The 18,710-nt window shown below is 70.0% G+C and carries 17 protein-coding genes and 1 pseudogene; 9 read left to right on the forward strand and 9 right to left on the reverse strand.

Going from position 1 to position 18,710, the window contains the following annotated elements; translation table 11 throughout:
- The 5 genes and pseudogenes from N415_RS16910 to N415_RS16930 all read left to right on the forward strand — a co-directional run.
- Positions 1-1,104, forward strand: a pseudogene (locus N415_RS16910) (bifunctional [glutamine synthetase] adenylyltransferase/[glutamine synthetase]-adenylyl-L-tyrosine phosphorylase); the annotation flags it as partial.
- A complete protein-coding gene (locus N415_RS16915) occupies positions 1,101-1,748 on the forward strand; it encodes a PaaI family thioesterase (RefSeq protein WP_081665317.1) in 648 nt (215 codons plus the stop codon). The pseudogene N415_RS16910 and the gene N415_RS16915, both read left to right, overlap by 4 nt.
- Positions 1,745-2,605 carry a TIGR03619 family F420-dependent LLM class oxidoreductase gene (locus N415_RS16920; RefSeq protein ID WP_068184221.1) on the forward strand — a complete coding sequence of 287 codons (861 nt, stop codon included), beginning with the start codon at positions 1,745-1,747 and terminating at the stop codon, positions 2,603-2,605. The genes N415_RS16915 and N415_RS16920 overlap by 4 nt, the downstream gene beginning before the upstream one ends.
- A gap of 9 nt (positions 2,606-2,614) precedes the next feature.
- The gene (locus tag N415_RS16925) at positions 2,615-2,833 is read left to right on the forward strand and encodes a hypothetical protein (RefSeq protein WP_066937719.1); all 219 of its coding nucleotides are present in this window, start codon (positions 2,615-2,617) and stop codon (positions 2,831-2,833) included.
- A gap of 677 nt (positions 2,834-3,510) precedes the next feature.
- A complete protein-coding gene (locus N415_RS16930) occupies positions 3,511-3,888 on the forward strand; it encodes a hypothetical protein (protein ID WP_152531437.1) in 378 nt (125 codons plus the stop codon).
- A 146-nt stretch (positions 3,889-4,034) separates the two neighbouring features.
- Here the strand turns inward: N415_RS16930 and glnA are convergent, their stop codons facing one another.
- On the reverse strand, positions 4,035-5,471 hold the full coding sequence (gene glnA, locus N415_RS16935) for a type I glutamate--ammonia ligase (protein ID WP_068101914.1): 1,437 nt from the start codon (positions 5,469-5,471) through the stop codon (positions 4,035-4,037).
- Positions 5,472-5,732: 261 nt separating this feature from the next.
- Here glnA and N415_RS16940 point away from each other — a divergent pair, with 261 nt between their 5' ends.
- Positions 5,733-6,152, forward strand: coding sequence for an RDD family protein (locus tag N415_RS16940; protein WP_068184285.1), 420 nt, complete (start codon positions 5,733-5,735; stop codon positions 6,150-6,152).
- Positions 6,153-6,158: 6 nt separating this feature from the next.
- Here N415_RS16940 and N415_RS16945 read toward each other — a convergent pair whose 3' ends face one another.
- The 5 genes from N415_RS16945 to sucB are packed head-to-tail and all read right to left on the reverse strand — an operon-like array spanning position 6,159 to position 11,326.
- The gene (locus N415_RS16945) at positions 6,159-6,911 is read right to left on the reverse strand and encodes a DUF4191 domain-containing protein (protein ID WP_068184227.1); all 753 of its coding nucleotides are present in this window, start codon (positions 6,909-6,911) and stop codon (positions 6,159-6,161) included.
- Between the two features lie 40 nt (positions 6,912-6,951).
- Positions 6,952-7,884, reverse strand: a complete 933-nt coding sequence (gene lipA, locus N415_RS16950) for a lipoyl synthase (protein ID WP_068101908.1) — start codon at positions 7,882-7,884, stop codon at positions 6,952-6,954.
- Positions 7,881-8,579, reverse strand: coding sequence for a lipoyl(octanoyl) transferase LipB (gene lipB / locus N415_RS16955; protein ID WP_068184229.1), 699 nt, complete (start codon positions 8,577-8,579; stop codon positions 7,881-7,883). Before lipB ends, lipA begins: the two co-directional genes overlap by 4 nt.
- Before the next feature lie 46 nt (positions 8,580-8,625).
- Positions 8,626-9,537 (reverse strand): TIGR01777 family oxidoreductase, encoded by a 912-nt coding sequence (locus tag N415_RS16960; protein WP_068184230.1) that lies wholly within the window; start codon positions 9,535-9,537, stop codon positions 8,626-8,628.
- 4 nt (positions 9,538-9,541) lie between these two features.
- Positions 9,542-11,326 (reverse strand): 2-oxoglutarate dehydrogenase, E2 component, dihydrolipoamide succinyltransferase, encoded by a 1,785-nt coding sequence (gene sucB / locus N415_RS16965; protein ID WP_068184231.1) that lies wholly within the window; start codon positions 11,324-11,326, stop codon positions 9,542-9,544.
- A 177-nt stretch (positions 11,327-11,503) separates the two neighbouring features.
- On the opposite strand from sucB, the gene N415_RS16970 reads away from it, so the two are divergent.
- Positions 11,504-13,276: an SDR family oxidoreductase gene (locus N415_RS16970; RefSeq protein WP_068184232.1), complete on the forward strand. Its 1,773-nt coding sequence runs from the start codon at positions 11,504-11,506 to the stop codon at positions 13,274-13,276.
- A gap of 107 nt (positions 13,277-13,383) precedes the next feature.
- Here the strand turns inward: N415_RS16970 and N415_RS16975 are convergent, their stop codons facing one another.
- Positions 13,384-13,728, reverse strand: coding sequence for an aminopeptidase (locus N415_RS16975; protein ID WP_068184234.1), 345 nt, complete (start codon positions 13,726-13,728; stop codon positions 13,384-13,386).
- Positions 13,729-13,852: 124 nt separating this feature from the next.
- On the opposite strand from N415_RS16975, the gene N415_RS16980 reads away from it, so the two are divergent.
- Together N415_RS16980 and N415_RS16985 are read left to right on the forward strand one after the other, a co-directional pair.
- The gene (locus N415_RS16980) at positions 13,853-14,308 is read left to right on the forward strand and encodes an SRPBCC family protein (protein WP_068184237.1); all 456 of its coding nucleotides are present in this window, start codon (positions 13,853-13,855) and stop codon (positions 14,306-14,308) included.
- A gap of 4 nt (positions 14,309-14,312) precedes the next feature.
- Positions 14,313-15,905, forward strand: a complete 1,593-nt coding sequence (locus tag N415_RS16985) for an NAD(P)/FAD-dependent oxidoreductase (RefSeq protein ID WP_068184240.1) — start codon at positions 14,313-14,315, stop codon at positions 15,903-15,905.
- 83 nt (positions 15,906-15,988) lie between these two features.
- On the opposite strand, the gene N415_RS16990 is transcribed toward N415_RS16985, so the two are convergent.
- Together N415_RS16990 and N415_RS16995 are read right to left on the reverse strand one after the other, a co-directional pair.
- Entirely contained in the window at positions 15,989-17,536 is a 1,548-nt protein-coding gene (locus tag N415_RS16990) for a leucyl aminopeptidase (RefSeq protein WP_068184242.1), read from the reverse strand.
- 11 nt (positions 17,537-17,547) lie between these two features.
- A complete protein-coding gene (locus tag N415_RS16995; RefSeq protein ID WP_152531438.1) occupies positions 17,548-18,672 on the reverse strand; it encodes an adenylate/guanylate cyclase domain-containing protein in 1,125 nt (374 codons plus the stop codon).
- Between the last annotated feature and the right edge of the window lie 38 nt (positions 18,673-18,710).

Here is an 18,710-nt window from a genome sequence, read left to right on the forward strand (position 1 = left end):
CGACATCGACCCGGCCACCGAACAGACCATGGGCACCGCACCCGATGCGCGCAGGTCAGCGAGGCGATCGCGGCCGCGCGCACGCTGCGGCGCCGCGAGCTGGCCCGCGTCGGCTCGGCCGACCTGCTCGGTTTCCTCGAGGTCACCGACGTGTGCAAGGCGCTCACGTCGGTGTGGGTGGCCGTGCTGCAGGCCGCCCTGGATGCCATGATCCGGGCCAACCTGCCCGACGACGGTAGGGCGCCGGCGGCCATCGCGGTCATCGGCATGGGCCGGCTGGGCGGCGCCGAGCTGGGCTACGGGTCCGACGCCGACGTGATGTTCGTCTGCGAGCCGGCCCACGGCGTCGACGACTCGCAGGCGGTGCGGTGGTCGACGACGATCGCCGAGCAGGTGCGGGCGCTGCTGGGCACGCCCAGCGTCGACCCGCCGCTGGAGGTGGACGCGAATCTGCGGCCCGAGGGTCGCAGCGGCCCGCTGGTCCGCACGCTCAGTTCCTACACCGCCTATTACTCCCAGTGGGCGCAGCCGTGGGAGATCCAGGCGCTGCTGCGCGCGCACGCGGTCGCCGGCGACGCCGAGCTGGGCCAACGGTTCTTGGTGATGGCCGACCAGACGCGCTACCCACCCGACGGCGTGTCGGCGGAGGCCGTACGCGAAATCCGCCGCATCAAGGCCCGCGTCGAGTCCGAGCGGTTGCCGCGGGGGGCCGACCCCAACACCCACACCAAGCTGGGCCGCGGGGGACTGGCCGACATCGAATGGACCGTGCAGCTCATGCAGCTGCGGCACGCGCACGAGGTGCCCGCGCTGCACAACACGTCGACGCTGGAATCCCTGGACGCCATCGCCGCGGCCGGCCTGGTGCCCGCCGACGATGTGGACCTGCTGCGGCAGGCCTGGCTGACCGCCACGCGGGCCCGCAACGCGCTCGTGTTGGTGCGCGGCAAGCCCACCGACCAGCTGCCGGGGCCGGGCCGTCAGCTCAAGGCGGTCGCGGTGGCCGCGGGGTGGTCGTCCGACGACGGCGGCGAGTTCTTGGACAATTATCTGCGGGTAACGCGCCGGGCAAAAGCCGTGGTGCGCAAGGTGTTTGGAAGTTGAGTCAGGAGGCCGGCGCGTTGGACGCCACTTTCGAGGTGCTCAGCGCGGCGGAAGCCCAACGCGTGACGGCCCTGTACACCCCGCTGGCCGACGCGGTCCGCGATCTCATCGACGCCACGATCCGGACCGAGGCCGACGAGGGCGTCGTCGCCGACGCGCGATCCGCGATCGAGGCCGTCACCAAGTCGCTGCGGCAACGGACGCGGCCGATGGGGGTGACCTACCGCGTCGACGGCGGCCGCCCGCTGACTCTGGGCAACGCCGCGATCGGCCTGGGCAACCCGATCGCCCCGCCGGTGATCGTGCACCACGACGGCGGCGGCCGGTGCTGGAGCGAGTTCGTCCTCGGGACCGCCTACGAGGGCCCGCCCAAGCTGGTGCACGGCGGGGTGAGCGCCCTGGTGCTCGACCACATGCTGGGCGAGGCGGCCAGCGAGGGGCTGTCCAAGCCGCGTTTCACCGGGACCATCACCGTGAAGTACCTGCGCGGCACCCCGCTGGGCCCGCTGCGCTCCGAGGCGTGGGTCGAGAGCAAGGAGGGCGTCAAAGTCTTTGCGCGCGGCACTATTTCGGACGCGCACGGGGTCACCGTCGAGGCCGAGGGCGTCTTCATCGAGCCGTCGTGGGCGAGGGAAGCCGAATGAAGTTCTACGTCAGCAGCGCCTTTTTGAACACCCGGGAGATCGTCGAAATCGCCAAGGCCGCCGACGAACTCGGCTACGACGGCGTCGGCATCCCCGACCACGTCGTCAACCTGGAGACCCTGGAGACCCCCTACCCGTACACCAAGGACGGCCAACGACGCTGGCAGCCCTTCACCGACTGGCCCGACCCCTGGGTCCTCGTCGGCGCGCTGGCCCAGGTCACCACCCGGCTGCGGTTCGTCACCACCGTCTACATTCCCGCCATGCGCAACCCGTACTCGGCGGCGAAAGCCATTGGCACGGCGGCGGTTTTGGCGTCCGGCCGGGTGGAGCTCGGAATCGGCGTCGGCTGGTGCCGCGAGGAGTTCGCCTTGATGGGCGAGCGGTTCGACGCCCGCGGCAAACGCACCGACGAGATCATCGAGCTGATGCGGGCGCTGTGGCGACCGGGCTGGGCCGAGTTCGAGGGCGCGTTCTACCGGACACCGCGCCTGGAAATGGAGCCGACGCCGCCTCCGATACCCGTCTACGTCGGCGGGCTCAGCGACATCGCGCTGCGCCGCGCCGCCCGCAACGACGGCTGGATCGGCGACCTGATCAAGACCGATCGGGCCATCGAGGCGGTGGGCCGGCTGCGGGAACTGCGGGCCGAACTTGGCTTGTCCATGGACGATTTCACCATCCTGACCCCGCTGACCGACGCCTTCACCACCGCCGACTATCAGCGCGCCGCGGACGCCGGCATCACCGGCATCATCACCATGCCGTGGATGTTCTACTCCGGCCCGGACGCCACGCTGGCCGACAAGATCGACGGGATGCAGCGGTTCCGCAAGGACCTGTCGCTCGACGGCTAGAATTTGCCGGTGGCTTTCACGGTCGTTTTCAGCAACGGTGAACCGCGGGATTACGGCGCCTTCGACAGCTACGAGGTCACCGACGCGGGGGTGCTGATCATCTCGATGCATCGCGAAGACGTCGAGCGGCATTACGTCGCGCCGGGGGGCTGGCTGGAGGTCGTCGAGATGGCCGAGGGGCAGCCGGTGCGGATGACCCGCGGAATCCTGGGCCGTCGCCCCGGTTGACCCTGCGGTAGAAGGAGTTTCACTGCCGAGCAGACGCAGAATCGCACCGGAGCGCGTCGGCGAGGGCGATTCTGCGTCTGCTCGCGACCGTTGGCGCGCCCGGTGCGCGAGGCGACACTTAATCGGTTGCGACGACACGCCGCCGAGGCTCTTGGTGCTTGAAGTTTCGACGCAGCGGCGAAGCGCCCGCGCGGCGATTTTCTGCTCCGCGGGCGGCGTCGGTGCTAACGTGCGCCCATGGACCCAGCCGACTTCGGGCCAATATGGGCACTTTTTGTTGGTGGCCTCATCTTCGCGTGGGCCGTTGCCTCGATCACCGTGCTCAGGCTGAGGAAGCGACGCGGTCAGGGCCCGCCCACCATCGAGGGTTCATGGGGGTCGCCACCGGCGTTGCCGCCCGCCGGCTGGTACCCCGACCCGTCCGCCCGTCAGGCCCAGCGTTATTGGGATGGCCGCCAGTGGAGTGACTCGACCCGTTGAGCTCACCAGGGGGTGCCGCGTACGGAGAATTCCTAGGCCTACATCTCCCGGCCTGGGGATTGTTGCTGCTATCGCTCGTTTCAATGGCCGTGTTCTTGCTCCTATTCTCCTACGTGCCCGGCCAGATCTTGGGCAGACGGAAACGAGGCCCCGACTTCACGGGTCCTGTCCTGGCCGGGACGGCGCGCGTTCAACAGATGACGCCGGCCACCGGCTCGTGGTCGATTCCGCCGGTGTACTGGATAGGTCTGAGCGTCCAAGTTCCCGGCCGCGAACCGTACGCGGCGACCGCCAAGCAGCAGGTGCCCAAGGAGGCGTATCGCGCCCTGCAACGTGCCGGCGGCACGGTCGCGGTTCAGGTTGATTCCGCCAACCCGCGCTACGTTTGGATCGATTTCACCCAGCCGGTGCATGCGGATTGGCCGCCACCCGGCCAGGCGTCCGGATCGTCTTACGCCAACCTGTCGCCGGGGCTTAGAACTTATGTGACGGTTTTGTGGTGGCTGGTCGGCATCGGCAGCATCGGCGGTCTCGCCGTCTTGGTGATCCTGTTCATCGTCCTCAGACACACTTAACCGCTGACAGAACGAAACCGCCCGCGCGGCAAGAAAACCCGCGCGGGCGGCGTCGTCTAGCGCCTAGATCGACTTAAGGTGGCGAGCAGACGTAAAAGCCCCCGCACGCTCGGCGTGTCGGGGGCTTTTACGTCTGCTCGCGAGACCTAAACGTCGAAGTAGAGCGAGAACTCGTAGGGGTGCGGCCGGATCTGGACCGGCAGGATCTCGTACTCGCGCTTGAAGTTGATCCACGTCTCGATCAGGTCGGGCGTGAAAACGCCGCCCTCCGTGAGGTATTCGTGGTCGGCCTCCAGTCGGTCGATCACCGCGGACAGCTGGGTCGGCGCCTGCGGGATGTTGGCGGCCTCCTCGGGCGGCAGCTCGTAGAGGTCCTTGTCGACGGGCGCCTGCGGCTCGATCTTGTTCTTGATGCCGTCCAGCCCGGCCATCAGCATGGCCGAGAACGCCAGGTACGGGTTGCCCGACGAGTCGGGGCAACGGAACTCCAGCCGCTTGGCCTTCGGGTTGCTGCCCGTGATCGGGATACGCACGCACGCGGAGCGGTTGCGCTGGCTGTACACCAGGTTGATCGGCGCCTCGAAGCCCGGCACCAGCCGCTTGTAGGAGTTCACCGTCGGGTTGGTGAACGCCAGCAGCGACGGCGCGTGGTGCAGCAGGCCGCCGATGTAGTGCCGCGCAGTGTCCGACAGGCCGGCGTAGCCGGTCTCGTCGTACATCAGCGGGCTGCCGTCCTTCCACAGCGACTGGTGCGTGTGCATCCCGGACCCGTTGTCGCCGAACAGCGGCTTGGGCATGAAGGTGACGGTCTTGCCGGCCTGCCACGCGGTGTTCTTGACGATGTACTTGTACAGCTGCATGTCGTCGGCCGCGTGCAGCAGCGTGTTGAACTTGTAGTTGATCTCGGCCTGGCCGCCGGAGCCCACCTCGTGGTGGCCCTTCTCCAGCGAGAAGCCCGACTGGATCAGGTTGTGCAGCATCCGGCTGCGCAGGTCGACGTAGTGGTCAACGGGCGCGACCGGGAAGTAGCCGCCCTTGGGGCGGACCTTGTAGCCGCGGTTGGGGCTGCCGTCGCTCTCGTTCGGCTCACCGGTGTTCCACCAGCCGGAGATCGCGTCCACCTCGTAGAACGAGCCGTTGGTGCGCGAGTCGAAGCTGACCGAGTCGAAGATGTAGAACTCGGCCTCGGCGCCGAAGTAGGCGGTGTCGGCGACCCCGGTGCTCTTCAGGTAGTTCTCGGCCTTGCGCGCGATGTTGCGCGGGTCGCGCGAGTAGGGCTCCAGGGTGAACGGGTCGTGCACGAAGAAGTTGAGGTTCAGGGTCTTGGCTTCGGTGAACAGGTCGATCCGAGCGGTCGCCGGGTCCGGGAGCAGCAGCATGTCGGATTCGTGGATCGACTGGAAACCGCGAATCGACGAACCGTCGAAGGCCAAGCCGTCCTCGAACACGCTCTCGTCGAAGAACGAAACCGGAATCGTGAAGTGCTGCATGATGCCTGGCAAGTCACAGAACCGGACGTCGACAAACTCGACATCCTCGTCCTTGGCGAGTTTGAAGACGTCGTCGGGCGTCATTTCCGTCACAGAATTGCTCCTTTACTTGGTGATCCGCGGCCTGACGCTATGGAGCTGATGTTGCCCGTCAGTCAACCCGATGTTGCGCAGAGGTTACGTGACCATGCTTCCCCGCACCAGAATCCGGGTCGCTAGCGGGTTCTATTGTGGGGCCATGGACGGCAGCATCGTATCTGGTCGGCAAGACGGACACACCGTCGCATCCCCGCTGCGTCGCGGGCTTGCGCGGCGGTTCCACCGGGCCGTCGGAAGCCGCCCGTGACCGACGGTTTGCCGGGATCGCGGTCGGCTTTTCCGGGCGAGAGCCTCGGCCTGCCGCAGGCGGGTCCGGGATCCCTGGCGCCGATGGGCCGACGGCTGGTCGCGCTGATGATCGACTGGCTGATTTCCTACGGCCTGGGCGCGCTGGCCATGGCGTTCGGCCTGTTTTCCCAGCGGACGCTGGCGACCGCAGTGTTGGTGATCTGGTTCGCGCTCGGGGTGGTGGCGGTGCGGCTGTTCAGCTTCACACCGGGGCAGTTGGCGCTGGGTCTGCAGGTGGCGTCGGTGGACGGGCGGGTGCCGGTCGGGCTCGGCCGGTTGGTGGCGCGCGGGCTGCTGATCGCGACGGTCATCCCGGCGCTGTTCACCGACTCCGACGGCCGTGGCCTGCACGATCGCCTGACGGGGACGGCCGTGCTCCGGCGGTGACCCGCGTTACCTGCGGCGCACCGTGCGCTGCACGCCGCGCATCTTGCCGGCGTTCGGCAGTGGCCCCTTCGGCATGACGCCGGCGCCGGCGCGCGAGCCCAGGGCGGCCAGCCGCGACTCCAGCGTGTCCATCTGCTTGGTGGTGATGTTGGCCGGAAGCTTGGTGAGGTGGCGCTCCAGCTTGCCCAGCGGCACCTCGCCCTCGCCGTTGCCGACGACGATGTCGTAGATCGGCACCTCGCCGACCAGCCTGGCGGTGCGCTTCTTCTCCTGGGCCAGCAGCGGTTTGACCCGGGCCGCCGATCCCTCGCCGACCAGGATCACGCCGGGCCGGCCGAGGACCCGGTGCACGGCGTCGAAATGGCCGGTCGCGGCGACCCCGGGGGTCACCCGCCACTTGCCCCGCAGGTTGTCCAGCACCCACGCGGCCGCGCCGGTCTGACCTTCGGCTTTGCTGTAGACCGCGCGCTGGGCCCGGCGGCTGAAGATGATGAAGGCCACCAGGGCGCCCAGCAGCACGCCGAACGGGATCATCGTGATCATGGTCAGGCCGCCGGCCCAGATGCCGACCGCCACCGCGGCGCCGACGATCAGCACAAACGCGCCGATCATGTACGGCAGCAGGCGCTTATCCTCCTTGCGCTGCATGTTGAACGCCTGCCACAGCTGGCCGCGGCGCTCCTTCGCGGCGGCCTTGCGGGCGGCGGCTGCCTGAGCCCGGGCGGCCTTGTTCTCGGCGGCGGTGCGGGGTTTAGCCATAATCACCAAGGATACGTTCGGGCCCAGATCACCGGGAGACTCAGGCCGTCGAGGCGCGGCCGCGGACGGCTTGGTCGTAGAGCCGCCCGGCCCGGTACGACGACCGCACCAGCGGCCCGGACAGCACCCCCGAGAAGCCGAGGCCCTCGGCGTGCCGGGCGAACTCGTCGAACTCCTCGGGTGTCACCCAGCGCTCGACCGGGTGGTGGCGCGACGTCGGGCGCAGGTACTGGGTGATGGTGACGATGTCGCAGCCGGCGTCGCGCAGGTCGGCCAGCGCGCCGCGCACCTCGTCGGCGGTTTCGCCCAGCCCGAGGATGAGGTTGCTCTTGGTGATCAGGCCGAAGTCGCGGGCCGCGGTGAGCACGTCAAGGCTGCGCCGGTAGGTGAAGGCGGGCCGGATCCGCTTGAAGATCCGCGGCACCGTTTCGACGTTGTGCGCCAACACTTCTGGGCGCGACTCGAAGACCTCCGCGAGCCGCGCGGGCTCGCCGTTGAAGTCGGGGATCAACAGCTCGACGCCGGTCGACGGGTTGAGCTCCTTGATGGCGCGCACCGTCTCGGCGTAGAGCCAGGCGCCGCCGTCGGGCAGATCGTCGCGCGCGACGCCGGTGATGGTCGCGTAGCGCAACCCCATCGTCTGCACGCTCTCGGCGACCCGCCGGGGCTCGTCGCGGTCCAGCGCCGCCGGTTTTCCGGTGTCGATCTGGCAGAAGTCGCAGCGACGGGTGCACTGGTCGCCCCCGATCAGGAAGGTGGCCTCTCGGTCCTCCCAGCATTCGAAGATGTTGGGGCAGCCGGCCTCTTCGCAGACCGTGTGCAGGCCCTCCCGGCGGACCAGGCCCTTCAACTGGGTGTACTCCGGACCCATCCGGGCCCGCACCTTGATCCACGGCGGCTTGCGTTCGATCGGGGTCTGCGCGTTGCGCACCTCCAGGCGCAGCAGCTTGCGGCCTTCGGGAGCGACAGTCACATCGTTGATGCTACGCGGGCAACCGGGTGGTCACGCACCGGAAGCGCGCCGTCCAGGGCGTCGCAGACCGCGACGGCGACCGCCGCCCGCACCTCGTCGACGGCGACGGTGCGCCGCAGTTCGGCGGACAGCGACGTCACTCCGGCGTCGCTGATGCCGCACGGGACGATCGAGTTGTAGGCGCCCAGGTCGCAGTCGCAGTTGAGGGCGAACCCGTGCAGCGTGGTCGCCCGCGACACCCGAACGCCGATGGCCGCGACCTTGCGGGCCGGCCGGCCGCCGCCGGCGGGCACCCAGACCCCGGACCGGCCGTCCACCCGGGCGGTGTCCAGGCCCAGGTCACCGCACACCTTGATGAGCGCTTCCTCAAGGCGCCGAACGTATTTGACGACGTCGAGCGGCTCGGCCAGCCCGATGATCGGATAGCCGACCAGCTGCCCGGGACCGTGCCAGGTGATCTTGCCGCCGCGGTCGGTGTCGACCACCGGCGTCCCATCAACCGGTCGCTCGTGCGCCTCGGTGCGCCGCCCGGCGGTGTAGACCGCCGGGTGCTCCAGCAGCAGCAGGGTGTCGGGCCCGCCGGCGACCCGGGCGTCGGCCAGGTCGCGCTGCAGCTGCCAGGCGGTGCGGTATTCGACCGTCCCGAGCTGGCGGACGTCGATCGCGGCCGAACTCGACCGGATGGAATCACTCACCCCGCCGACGCTACTCGGCCCGTCCCCGACCGGCGACGCGACGCTATTAGTCGTGGTCGCGGCGGGCGGTGGCGTAGGCGAGCGCCTCGCCAATGGTGTTGTGGTGGAACTCGAAACCGGCGCGCTCCAGCGCCGACGGGATGGCGCGCTGACCGATGAGCAGACCCTCGTCGGCGAACTCCCCGAGCGCGGCCCGCACCGCGAAACCGGGCAGCATCAACGGGGTCGGGCGATTGAGCGCACGGCCGAACGCGGTGGTGAACTCCGCGTTGGTCACCGGCGCCGGCCCGGTCAGGTTCACCGGACCCGACAGCGACGGGTGTGAGATGGCGAACAGCAGCGCCCGCACCTCGTCTTCCAGGGTGATCCACGACATGTATTGCCGGCCGCTGCCCAGCCGGGCGCCCAGGCCCGCCGCGAACAGCGGCCGCAGCCGGCGCAGCGCGCCACCCGACTTCGACAGCACCAGGCCGGTGCGGGCCAGCACCACCCGGGTGCCCGCGTACTGGGCGGGCAGCGTCGCGGCCTCCCAGTCCTCGCACAGTTGCGCGAGGAAACCGCTTCCCGCCCGGGCGTTTTCGTCGACCACCCGATCCCTGGTGTTGCCGTAGTAGCCGACCGCGCTGGCGTTGATCAGCGTTTCGACGCCGGCGTCGGCGACGGCGTTGGCCAGCACCTCGGTCGGAGCGATGCGGCTGTCGCGCAGGCTCTGCTTGAAGGCGCCCGACCAACGGCGCTGCCCGACGTTGACGCCGCACAGGTTGACGACGGCGTCGACGTCGACCAGCGCGTCGGCGTCGAACTCGCCGCTCTCCGGATTCCAGTGCAGCTCTTCGGAATTCGTCGGCGTGCGGCGCACGATGCGCAGCACCGGGTGGTCGGCGGCGCGCAGCGCGGCGGCCAGGGCGGAGCCGATCAGGCCGGAGGAACCCGCTATCGCGATGACGGGCTTGGGCACGTCGTCAGAGCCCCAGATCAGCCTCGAACGCTCCCTCTTCGAGCCGGTTCTTGATCGTGGTGAGGAAACGTCCGGCGTCGGCGCCGTCGATCAGCCGGTGGTCGTAGGTCAGCGGGAGATAGCAGATCGAGCGGACGCCGATCGACTCGTTGCCGAACTCGTCCACGATCACCCGCGGCCGCTTGACGATCGCGCCGGTGCCCAGCATGGCCGCCTGCGGCGGAACCAGGATCGGGGTGTCGAACAGGGCGCCCTGGCTGCCGATGTTGGTGATGGTGAACGTGCCGCCGGACAGCTCGTCGGGCTTGAGGTTGCCCGACCGGGCGCGCTCGGCGATGTCGGCGATGGCCCGGGCCAGCCCGGCCAGCGACAGGTCGCCGGCGTTGTGGACGACGGGGGAGAGGAGGCCCTGCTCGGTGTCGACGGCGAAGCCGAGGTGCTCGGCGTCGTAGTAGGTGATCTCCTTGGTTTCCTCGTTGTAGCTGGCGTTGATGTTGGGGTGGATCTTGAGGGCGTCGATCACGGCGCGGGCGATGAACGGCAGGTAGGTCAGGTTCACCCCCTCACGCTCGGCGAACGACGACTTGGCCCGAGCCCGCAGCCCCACGATCTTGGTCATGTCGACCTCGTGGGTCTGGGTGAGCTGCGCCGTGGCCTGCAGCGATTCGCGTGTCTTGGCCGCGGTGAGCTGCCGGATCCGGCTCGCCTTCTGGGTGGTGCCGCGCAGGTGGGCCAGCGCGGGCGCCGGGGTGGGCGCGGCGGCGGGAGCCGCCTTGCCCGCTGCGGCCGGGGCGGCGGCGGGTGCCGCGGCCGGTGGGGGCGCCTGCTTCGCCTGTTCCTTTTTCTGTGCCGCCGCGAGCACGTCCTGCTTGCGGATGCGTCCGCCGACGCCGGTGCCGGTGACCTCGGAGAGGTCGATGTTGTTCTCGTTGGCCAGCTTTCGCACCAGCGGGGTCACGTACGGCGCGCCGTCCCCGCTCGGAGCGCCGGCCTGCGCCGCGGCCGGCGGGGCCGGGGTTGGTTCGGGTTGCGGCGCCGGTGCGGGTTTGGCCGCTGCGGGCTCCGGTTTGGGTTCGGGCTCCGGCTTGGGCTCGGGTTGGGGTGCGGGCGGCGCCGGGGGCGCCGAGGGAGCCGGCGCGGCGGCCTCCGTTCCGGCGCCGATCCGGGCCAGCTCGCCGCCGACCGGGACAGTCGCGTCCTCCTCGGCGGTGATGCTCACCAGGACGCCGGCCACCGGCGAGGGGATCTCGGTGTCCACCTTGTCGGTGGATACCTCCACCAGCGGCTCGTCGACCTGAACCGAATCGCCGACCTTCTTCAACCAGCGGGTCACGGTGCCCTCTGCCACCGACTCGCCGAGCTCGGGCATCAGCACCGGCTTGGAGTCGCCGGAACCGCCGCCCGACGCGGCCGGTTGGGCGGGCGGCGCCGGCGCCGCCGGCTCGGGTTCGGGTTCGGGCTGGGCCTGGGCCTGCGGTTCGGGCTGGGGCTCCGGCTCCGGCTGCGGTTCCGGTTGGCTGGGCTGCTGGGGTTGTGCCTGGGGTTGCTCTCCCGCGTCGCCGATCACGGCCAATTCGCCGCCGACCTCGACCGTGTCGTCCTCCTGGGCGACGATCTTGGTCAGCACACCGGCGGCCGGCGACGGTATCTCGGTGTCCACCTTGTCGGTCGACACCTCGACGAGGGGCTCGTCGAGTTCGACCGTGTCGCCCTCCTGCTTGAGCCAGCGGGTGACCGTCCCCTCGGTGACGCTCTCACCGAGTGCCGGCATCTGGACGGAGAAGGCCATCTTTTCTGACTCCTCGATCGCTCGTGGGTCGGGGCGGGTCGACTATCAAAACTATCCTGTCACTGCGCATTCGTCGGCACACATCCAGGGCGACCGCGTTCGGGTGCCGGGTCGGCGCCGACACGCTTGCTACCGTGTGGCCACTGGAGTCAGGGGCCAGTCACAGCGGGAGGTTCGATGCCGGAGCTACAACAGGTACCCCAGCGGTTCGTCGACAGCACCGACGGCGTGCGCATCGCCGTGTACGAGGAGGGCAACAGCGAGGGCCCGACGGTCGTGCTGGTGCACGGCTTCCCCGACTCGCACGTGCTGTGGGACGGCGTCGTCCCGCAGCTGACCGAGCGGTTCCGCGTCATCCGCTACGACAACCGTGGCGTCGGCATGACGTCGGCGCCCAAGGCGGTCTCCGCCTACACCATGGCCCGATTCGCCGACGACTTCGCCGCGGTGATCGGCGAGCTGAGCCCCGGCCAGCCGGTGCACGCGCTGGCCCACGACTGGGGTTCGGTGGGCATCTGGGAGTACCTGAAGCGGCCGGGCGCGAGCGACCGGGTCGCCTCGTTCACGTCGGTGTCCGGCCCCAGCCATGAGCAGCTGGTCGACTACATGTTCAGCGGGCTGCGCCAGCCCTGGCGGCCGCGCAGGTTCCTGCGCTCGATCACCCAGGCGCTGCGCCTGACCTACATGGTGTTCTTCTCGATCCCGGTGCTGGCGCCCCTGGGCCTGCGGCTGGCGCTGTCGGTCCCGGCACTGCGGCGCAATGCCGTCGACAACATCCCCGCCGAAAAGATCCATCATTCGGACAAGCTGGCCTCCGATGCCGCCCGTTCGGTGAAGACTTACCCGGCCAACTACTTTCGCTCGTTCTCCATGCGTGGCCGGCCGCAGACCGTGGACGTGCCCGTGCAGCTCATCGTCAACACCCGCGACAAGTACGTGCGGCCCTACTCGTTCGACGAAACCGCGCGCTGGGTGCCGCGGTTGTGGCGCCGCGACATCAGGGCGGGCCACTTCTCGCCGATGTCGCACCCGCAGGTGATGGCGGCCGCGGTGCACGACTTCGCCGACCTGGTCGACGGCAAACCGCCGAGCCGGGCGATGCTGCGCGCGCAGGTCGGGCGTCCCCGCGAGTACTTCGGCGACACCCTGGTGTCGGTCACCGGCGCGGGCAGCGGCATCGGGCGGGAGACCGCGTTCGCCTTCGCGCGCGAGGGCGCCGAGCTGGTCGTCAGCGACATCGACGAGGCGACCGTCAAGGAAACCGCCGCCGAGATCGTCGCGCGCGGCGGCGTCGCGCACGCGTACGTGCTCGACGTGTCCGACGCCGACGCCGTCGAGGCGTTCGCCGAGCGCGTCAGCGCCGAGCACGGAGTTCCCGACATCGTGGTCAACAACGCCGGCATCGGCGCGGCCGGGGGATTCCTGGACACGCCCGCCGAGCAGTTCGACCGGGTCCTCGACATCAACCTGGGCGGTGTCGTCAACGGCTGCAGGTCGTTCGGCAGGCGCCTCGTCGAGCGCGGCACCGGCGGCTACATCGTCAACGTGGCGTCCATGGCCGCCTTTTCGCCCCTGGGATCGCTGAGCGCCTACTGCACCTCCAAGGCGGCCACCTACATGTTCTCCGACTGCCTGCGGGCCGAACTCGACGTGGCCGACGTCGGGCTGACCACCATCTGCCCCGGCGTCATCAACACCAACATCATCAGCACCACCCGCTTCACCGCGCCGGGGGGCAAGGACGAGCTCGTCGACGAGCGGCGCGGCCAGATCGGCCGGATGTTCGCGCTGCGCCACTACGGGCCGGACAAGGTCGCCAAGGCGATACTGTCGTCGGTCAAGAAAAAGAAGCCGATTCGGCCCGTCGCGCCGGAGGCCTATGCCCTCTATGGCCTGTCCCGCGTGGCGCCGCAGGCGTTGCGCAACGCCGCGCGGGTGCGGGTGATCTAGACCGATGGTGGCGACCCGCTTCGCCCGGCTACGCCGCGCTCGCGGTCGCCACTAGGTCCGATGGTGGCGACCCGCTTCGCCCGGCTACGCCGCGCTCGCGGTCGCCACTAGACCCCGGTCTGTCGGACGCCTTGGCGCCCCATCGCCACCCCACCGCCGACGGCGAGAAGCCCGACGACGGCCAGCGGGATGGTCCAGCTGCGCCGGGTGTTGACCGCCGACTGGCATTGCGCCACGTAGTCGGTGTGGGGGAGGACCTGGTTCAGGATCGGGATGTTGGCGCCGTTCTTGTCGTTGGCGTTCCGGGCGCTCGACAAATCGGTGGCGATTCCGTTCCCGCATGACACGGAGTTGCCGCTGCCGTCCGACACGGACACCGGCACCAGCAACCCGATGATGCCGGCCAATAAAAGCACCGCGCCTACCGCGATGATCAACCGTCGCACAGTCACAATGTGGCCTCCCGTCACCCGCGAGTCTGGGTAACGGCGTAGTAACCGCTGGCCGCGGCTGCTAAACGTTTTGCCGCCGCTCGATCCCGCGCATGGTTTCGGCCCACCGGGGTATCCCGACGCCATGACATTGGCTGCAACCCGCGAGGTAAGGGCGTCCCGCAAGCAGATCTGGGACACGATGACCGACGGCTGGACGTACGCCCAGTGGGTGGTGGGCAACAGCCGGACCCGCGCCGTGGACCCGGATTGGCCCGCGCCCGGCTCCGCGATCAAGCACTCGGTGGGCGTGTGGCCGCTGGTCATCAGCGATGCGACCGTGTCCGAAAGCTGCACGCCCGGTGAGGAACTCGTGCTGCGCGCCGGGCTCGGGCGATTGGGGTCCGCGCGAATAACGTTGCGGCTCAGCGATACTCCGGACGGCGGCTGCCGGATCGAAATGATCGAGGTGCCGGCGTCAGGCCCGATGCGGATCGTCCCCGACCGGCTGGCCCTGGCCGCCGTCTATCCGCGCAACCGGGAGTGCTTGCTGCGGTTGACCGCGCTCGCCGAACGGCTCGAGCCGAGCCAGGTCAAATAGGCGCATGGCCGAAGAGACGGCCGACGCCGTCGTCATCGGGGCCGGGCATCACGGGCTGGTGGCCGCGTCGATGCTGGCCGACGCGGGGTGGGACGTGCTGGTGCTCGAGGCCCAACCGGAGCCCGGCGGCGCGGTGCGCAGCGCCGAGCTGACACCGGGATACATCACCGACTTGTTCAGCTCGTTCTACCCGATGACAGTTGCCTCGCCGGCGATGGCGGCGCTGCGGTTGGAAGACCACGGGCTTCGGTGGTCACACGCACCCGCGGTGGTGGGCCATCCGCGCGGCGCGGCCGACGACGACCCGCCCGTCATCTACCGCGACCCGGCGCGCACCGCAACCGAATTGGCGCGCCGCGAGCCGACCGACGGCGACAATTGGTGGCGCGCGGTGGAACTGTGGCGCAAGATCTCCGCGCCGCTGCTGGACGCCATGCTGGCGCCGTTTCCGCCGGTGCGCCCGATGCTGCGGCTCCTGCTGAAACTGGGCGCGGCCGACGCCGTCCGGCTGGCCCGCCTGTTGATCCAGCCGGCGAACACCATGGTCGACGAGCTGTTCGACGGCGAGGCGCCGCGAATCCTGTTGCTGGGCAACGCGATGCACGCCGACGTACCGCCGGACGCGCCCGTCAGCGGCGCGATGGGTTTTCTGATGACGATGCTCGCCCAGGACGGCGGCTGGCCGGTGCCCGTCGGCGGGTCGGGACAGCTGACGGCCGCATTGGTGAAGCGGGCCAAGTCGGCCGGCGCGCGAATCGAATGCGGCCAGAACGTTTCTCGCATCCAGGTGCGCGGCGGCAGGGCGGTCGCGGTGACCACCGCCGGAGGGCGGACCGTGCGGGCGCGCCGGGCGATCGTGGCGGACGTGACGGCGCCGCGGCTGTTTTGCGACATGCTGCCCGCCGATGCGGTCCCGGCCGGGCTGCGCCGCGAGCTCGAGCATTATGTGTGGGATCCGCCGGTGGTGAAGGTTAACTATGCGCTTAACGGCCCCATCCCGTGGCGATCGAAAACCCTGCGGGGCGTGGGCACCGTCCACCTGGGTGCCGACGCCGACGGGCTGGTGCGCTGGATGGCCGACCTGAACACCCGGACGGTGCCCGAGCACCCGTTCATGCTGTTGGGCCAGACCACCACCGCGGACCCGACCCGGTCGCCGGCGGGCACCGAAAGTGTCTGGGCCTACACGCATTTGCCCCGCAACGTGGCCGACGACGCCGCGGCCGAACGGCTGGCCAAGTCGATGGACCACGTGATCGAAGAGCATGCCCCCGGTTTCGGCGCGGCGGTGATCGACCGGTTCGTGCAGCGCCCGTCGGACCTGGAGGCCAGCGACGCCAACCTGCATTTGGGCGCCCTCAACGGGGGAACCGCGCAGCTGCAACAGATGGCGATCTTTCGCCCCGCGCCGGGCATGGGCCGCGCCGAAACCCCGGTCGAGGGGCTCTATCTCGGGAGCGCGTCGGCCACCCCGGGCGGCTCCGTGCACGGCGCCTGCGGGCGCAACGCCGCCAACGCCGCGCTCGCCGCCGCCCGCGTGAGGGGCTGGCCGCGCCGCAAGCTGGGCCGCGCGGTCCTCAAGCGGCTGACGGCATAGCCTGGCGTGCCGCGAGCGTCACGCTGGCGCGCCGTTCGGCGTCGAGCGCCACGCCAGCGCGACGCTCGGCGGGAGATGAGGCCTCAGCCGTTTTCGGCTATGTCCTCCAGCACCGCGAACATGGTGCGCGTCGGCACGCCGGTGCCGCCCTTGGGCGTGTAGCCCCACGGGCTACCGGTGTTGTAGGCCGGCCCGGCGACGTCGATGTGCGCCCAGCCCACGCCGTCGGCGACAAATTCGCGCAAGAACACCCCGGCCACCAGCATGCCGGCGAAGCGCTGGCCGCTGATGTTGGACAGATCGGCCACGGTGGACTTCAGGTCGTCCTTGAGCTCGTCGGGCAGCGGCATCGGCCAGCCGTTCTCGCCCACCCGCTGCGAGATCGCCGCCACCCGGTCGCGGAACTCGTCGCTGCCCATCACCCCGGGGATCCGGGCGCCCAGCGCCACCGTCTGCGCGCCGGTCAGCGTGGACGTCTCGATGAGGTAGTCCGGGTTGTCCTCGCACGCCCGCACGATCGCGTCGGCCAGGATGAGCCGGCCCTCGGCGTCGGTGTTCTGCACCTCGACCGTGATCCCGCCGTACTGCGTCAGCACGTCGCCCGGCCGCTGCGCGGTGGCCGACGGCATGTTCTCGGCCATCGGCACCGTGGCGATCACGTCGATGGGCAGCTGCTGCTGCGCGGCCAGCACGACCGTCGCGATGACGGCGGCCGCGCCGCCCATGTCCGAGGTCATGTAGTGCATCGACGCCGCCGGCTTGATCGAGATGCCGCCGGTGTCGAACGTGATGCCCTTGCCGACGAGCGCGACCCGCTTCGCCTGTTTTGATTTCTTGGCCAGCTTGGAGCCGCGATGGATGAGCCGCACCAGCCGCGGCGGCCGCGACGAGCCCTGCCCGACGCCGATCACCCCGCCGTAGCCGCCCTTCTGCAGCGCCTTGTCGTCGAGCACCTCCACCTCGAGGCCGACTGACTCGCCCAAACCCTTTGCGCGCTTGGCGAATTCGGCGGGAAACAGGTGACTGGGCGGGGTGTTGACCAGGTCCCGGGCCGTGGCGACCGCGGTCGCGACGGCCGCGCCGTGCGCCGCCTCCTTCTTGGCGTCCTTGCCCGTCGCGAGGACCGTGATCTTGCGCAGCCCCTTGTCCTTGGGGGCCGTCTTCTCGCTGCGGAACTCGGTGAACCGGTAGCTGCCCAAGACCAGCCCCTCCACGGCTGCGGAGCAGACGTCCTCACCCGGCAGCTCGCCGAGCGTGGTGATCACCGCCTCGGCGGTGCCCAGCGACCGCGCCGCCGCGCCGGCGGCGCGCCGGATCGTGTCGGCCGGCCACTCGTCGCGAGGCTTGCCCAGGCCGATCGTCAACACGCTGGACACCGGCAGCGACGGCACCACCAGCCGGTGCACCTGCTCACTGCCGCCGGTGGCCTCCAGCGCCCGCAGGCTGTCCTGGATCTCGGCCACGGCCTCGTCGGACAGGAACGGCTCGGCGGCGGCGACGACCGCGCCCGGCCTGTCCTCGTCGCCGGTCGAGACGACCGGCACCAGCAATACCGCGGAACCCGCACTGCGTTTGGGCAAGGATGTGGCGACGTTGACGGAGGGGGCCTGGTAGCCCGGTTCGGTGGTCACGGCAAACCACCCTAATCACAAGCGCTGGGGTTTTCCCCGTCAGCGTGTCCGCCATGCAGGTCGAAGGCCGTCACCGGGTCGTCAAAGCCCTTCAGCAGCAACGGGCCGTGGGGGACCGCGGGCCAGTCGGGCAGCTTCTCGTGCAGCTCGGCCGCGGCCAGGATCTGCCCCGGCGCCGCGGCCGCGACAAGCCTGGCGGCCAGGTTGACCGGGAGGCCGAAGTAGTCGCCGTTGATCGCCAGCACGGCGCCGTACGCTAGGCCCGCGCGCACCTGCAGATCGGCTTCCCGGGCCCGCGGGTGGTCGACCAGGTCCAGCGCCGCCCTGACCAGCCCCTCGGGCGACGAGCACACCCACATGACCGCGTCGCCGATGAACTTGACCACCCGCCCGCCGTCGGCGTGCACCACGTCGGCGACCGTGGCGCCGAACTCGGTGAGCAGGTCCGACAGCTGCGCGGGCGTCAGCGCCTGCGTCAGCGCGGTGAAACTGGACAGGTCGGCAAACCCGACGCCGCACACGACGCTCGCCGACGTGTCGAGAAGGACGCGCTCGAAGTAGGTCCGGGCGCTGGTCAGGTGATGTCGGTGAACCACGTCGATCAGCGCCCCGATGCGGGGGATGAACTCGGCGACCGAGCGGTACGCCTGCGCCGTGGCGAGCTCGTCGTGGGTGTAGTTCATCTGGATGTCGGGGGTCCCGGCGCGGATCATCGTTCCCTCGGCCTCCGCCAGGCGGGCCATCGCGGCGCCCAGGACCCGCAGCAGGCCGAACGCGCCGTCCTCGCCGACCACCGCCTTGAGCGCGAGCCAGGTCGACAGGGCGTCGACGTCGGCCTGGCTCAGCACGGGAACATCGGGGCCGGCGACCGTCAGCCCGAGCAAAGCCCAGGCGTGCGCCACGTCGTCGGCCGAGATGCCGAGCTCGTCGGCCGCGGTTTGCAGCGTATAAATCGGGCGTCCCGACCACGCCAGGACGTCGCCGGCAAGCCCGAACAACCGCCCGCGGCGCTCGGCCTCGACCATCTCGTCGGCGGTGAAGCCCAGGTCGCCCAGGTACTTGATCAGGTCCGCCCGCTCCCGCGGGTTGGCGATTCCCGCGGCCTCAAGCTCGGAAAAGTCGAGCGGATCGGACACCTGCCCAAGTGTGCCAGTACTCGAGCGCATTAGGGTGG

The sequence above is a fragment of the Mycobacterium sp. UM_CSW genome (assembly GCF_000455205.1).
GTDB lineage: Bacteria > Actinomycetota > Actinomycetes > Mycobacteriales > Mycobacteriaceae > Mycobacterium.

Bases quoted from the DNA above. Each gene is read 5' to 3' on its own strand.
- N415_RS16920 (WP_068184221.1), top strand. From the start codon at position 1,745: ATGAAGTTCTACGTCAGCAGCGCCTTTTTGAACACCCGGGAGATCGTC.
- N415_RS16930 (WP_152531437.1), top strand. From the start codon at position 3,511: ATGACGCCGGCCACCGGCTCGTGGTCGATTCCGCCGGTGTACTGGATA.
- N415_RS16945 (WP_068184227.1), bottom strand. From the start codon at position 6,911: ATGGCTAAACCCCGCACCGCCGCCGAGAACAAGGCCGCCCGGGCTCAG.
- sucB (WP_068184231.1), bottom strand. From the start codon at position 11,326: ATGGCCTTCTCCGTCCAGATGCCGGCACTCGGTGAGAGCGTCACCGAG.
- N415_RS16970 (WP_068184232.1), top strand. From the start codon at position 11,504: ATGCCGGAGCTACAACAGGTACCCCAGCGGTTCGTCGACAGCACCGAC.
- N415_RS16980 (WP_068184237.1), top strand. From the start codon at position 13,853: ATGACATTGGCTGCAACCCGCGAGGTAAGGGCGTCCCGCAAGCAGATC.
- N415_RS16985 (WP_068184240.1), top strand. From the start codon at position 14,313: ATGGCCGAAGAGACGGCCGACGCCGTCGTCATCGGGGCCGGGCATCAC.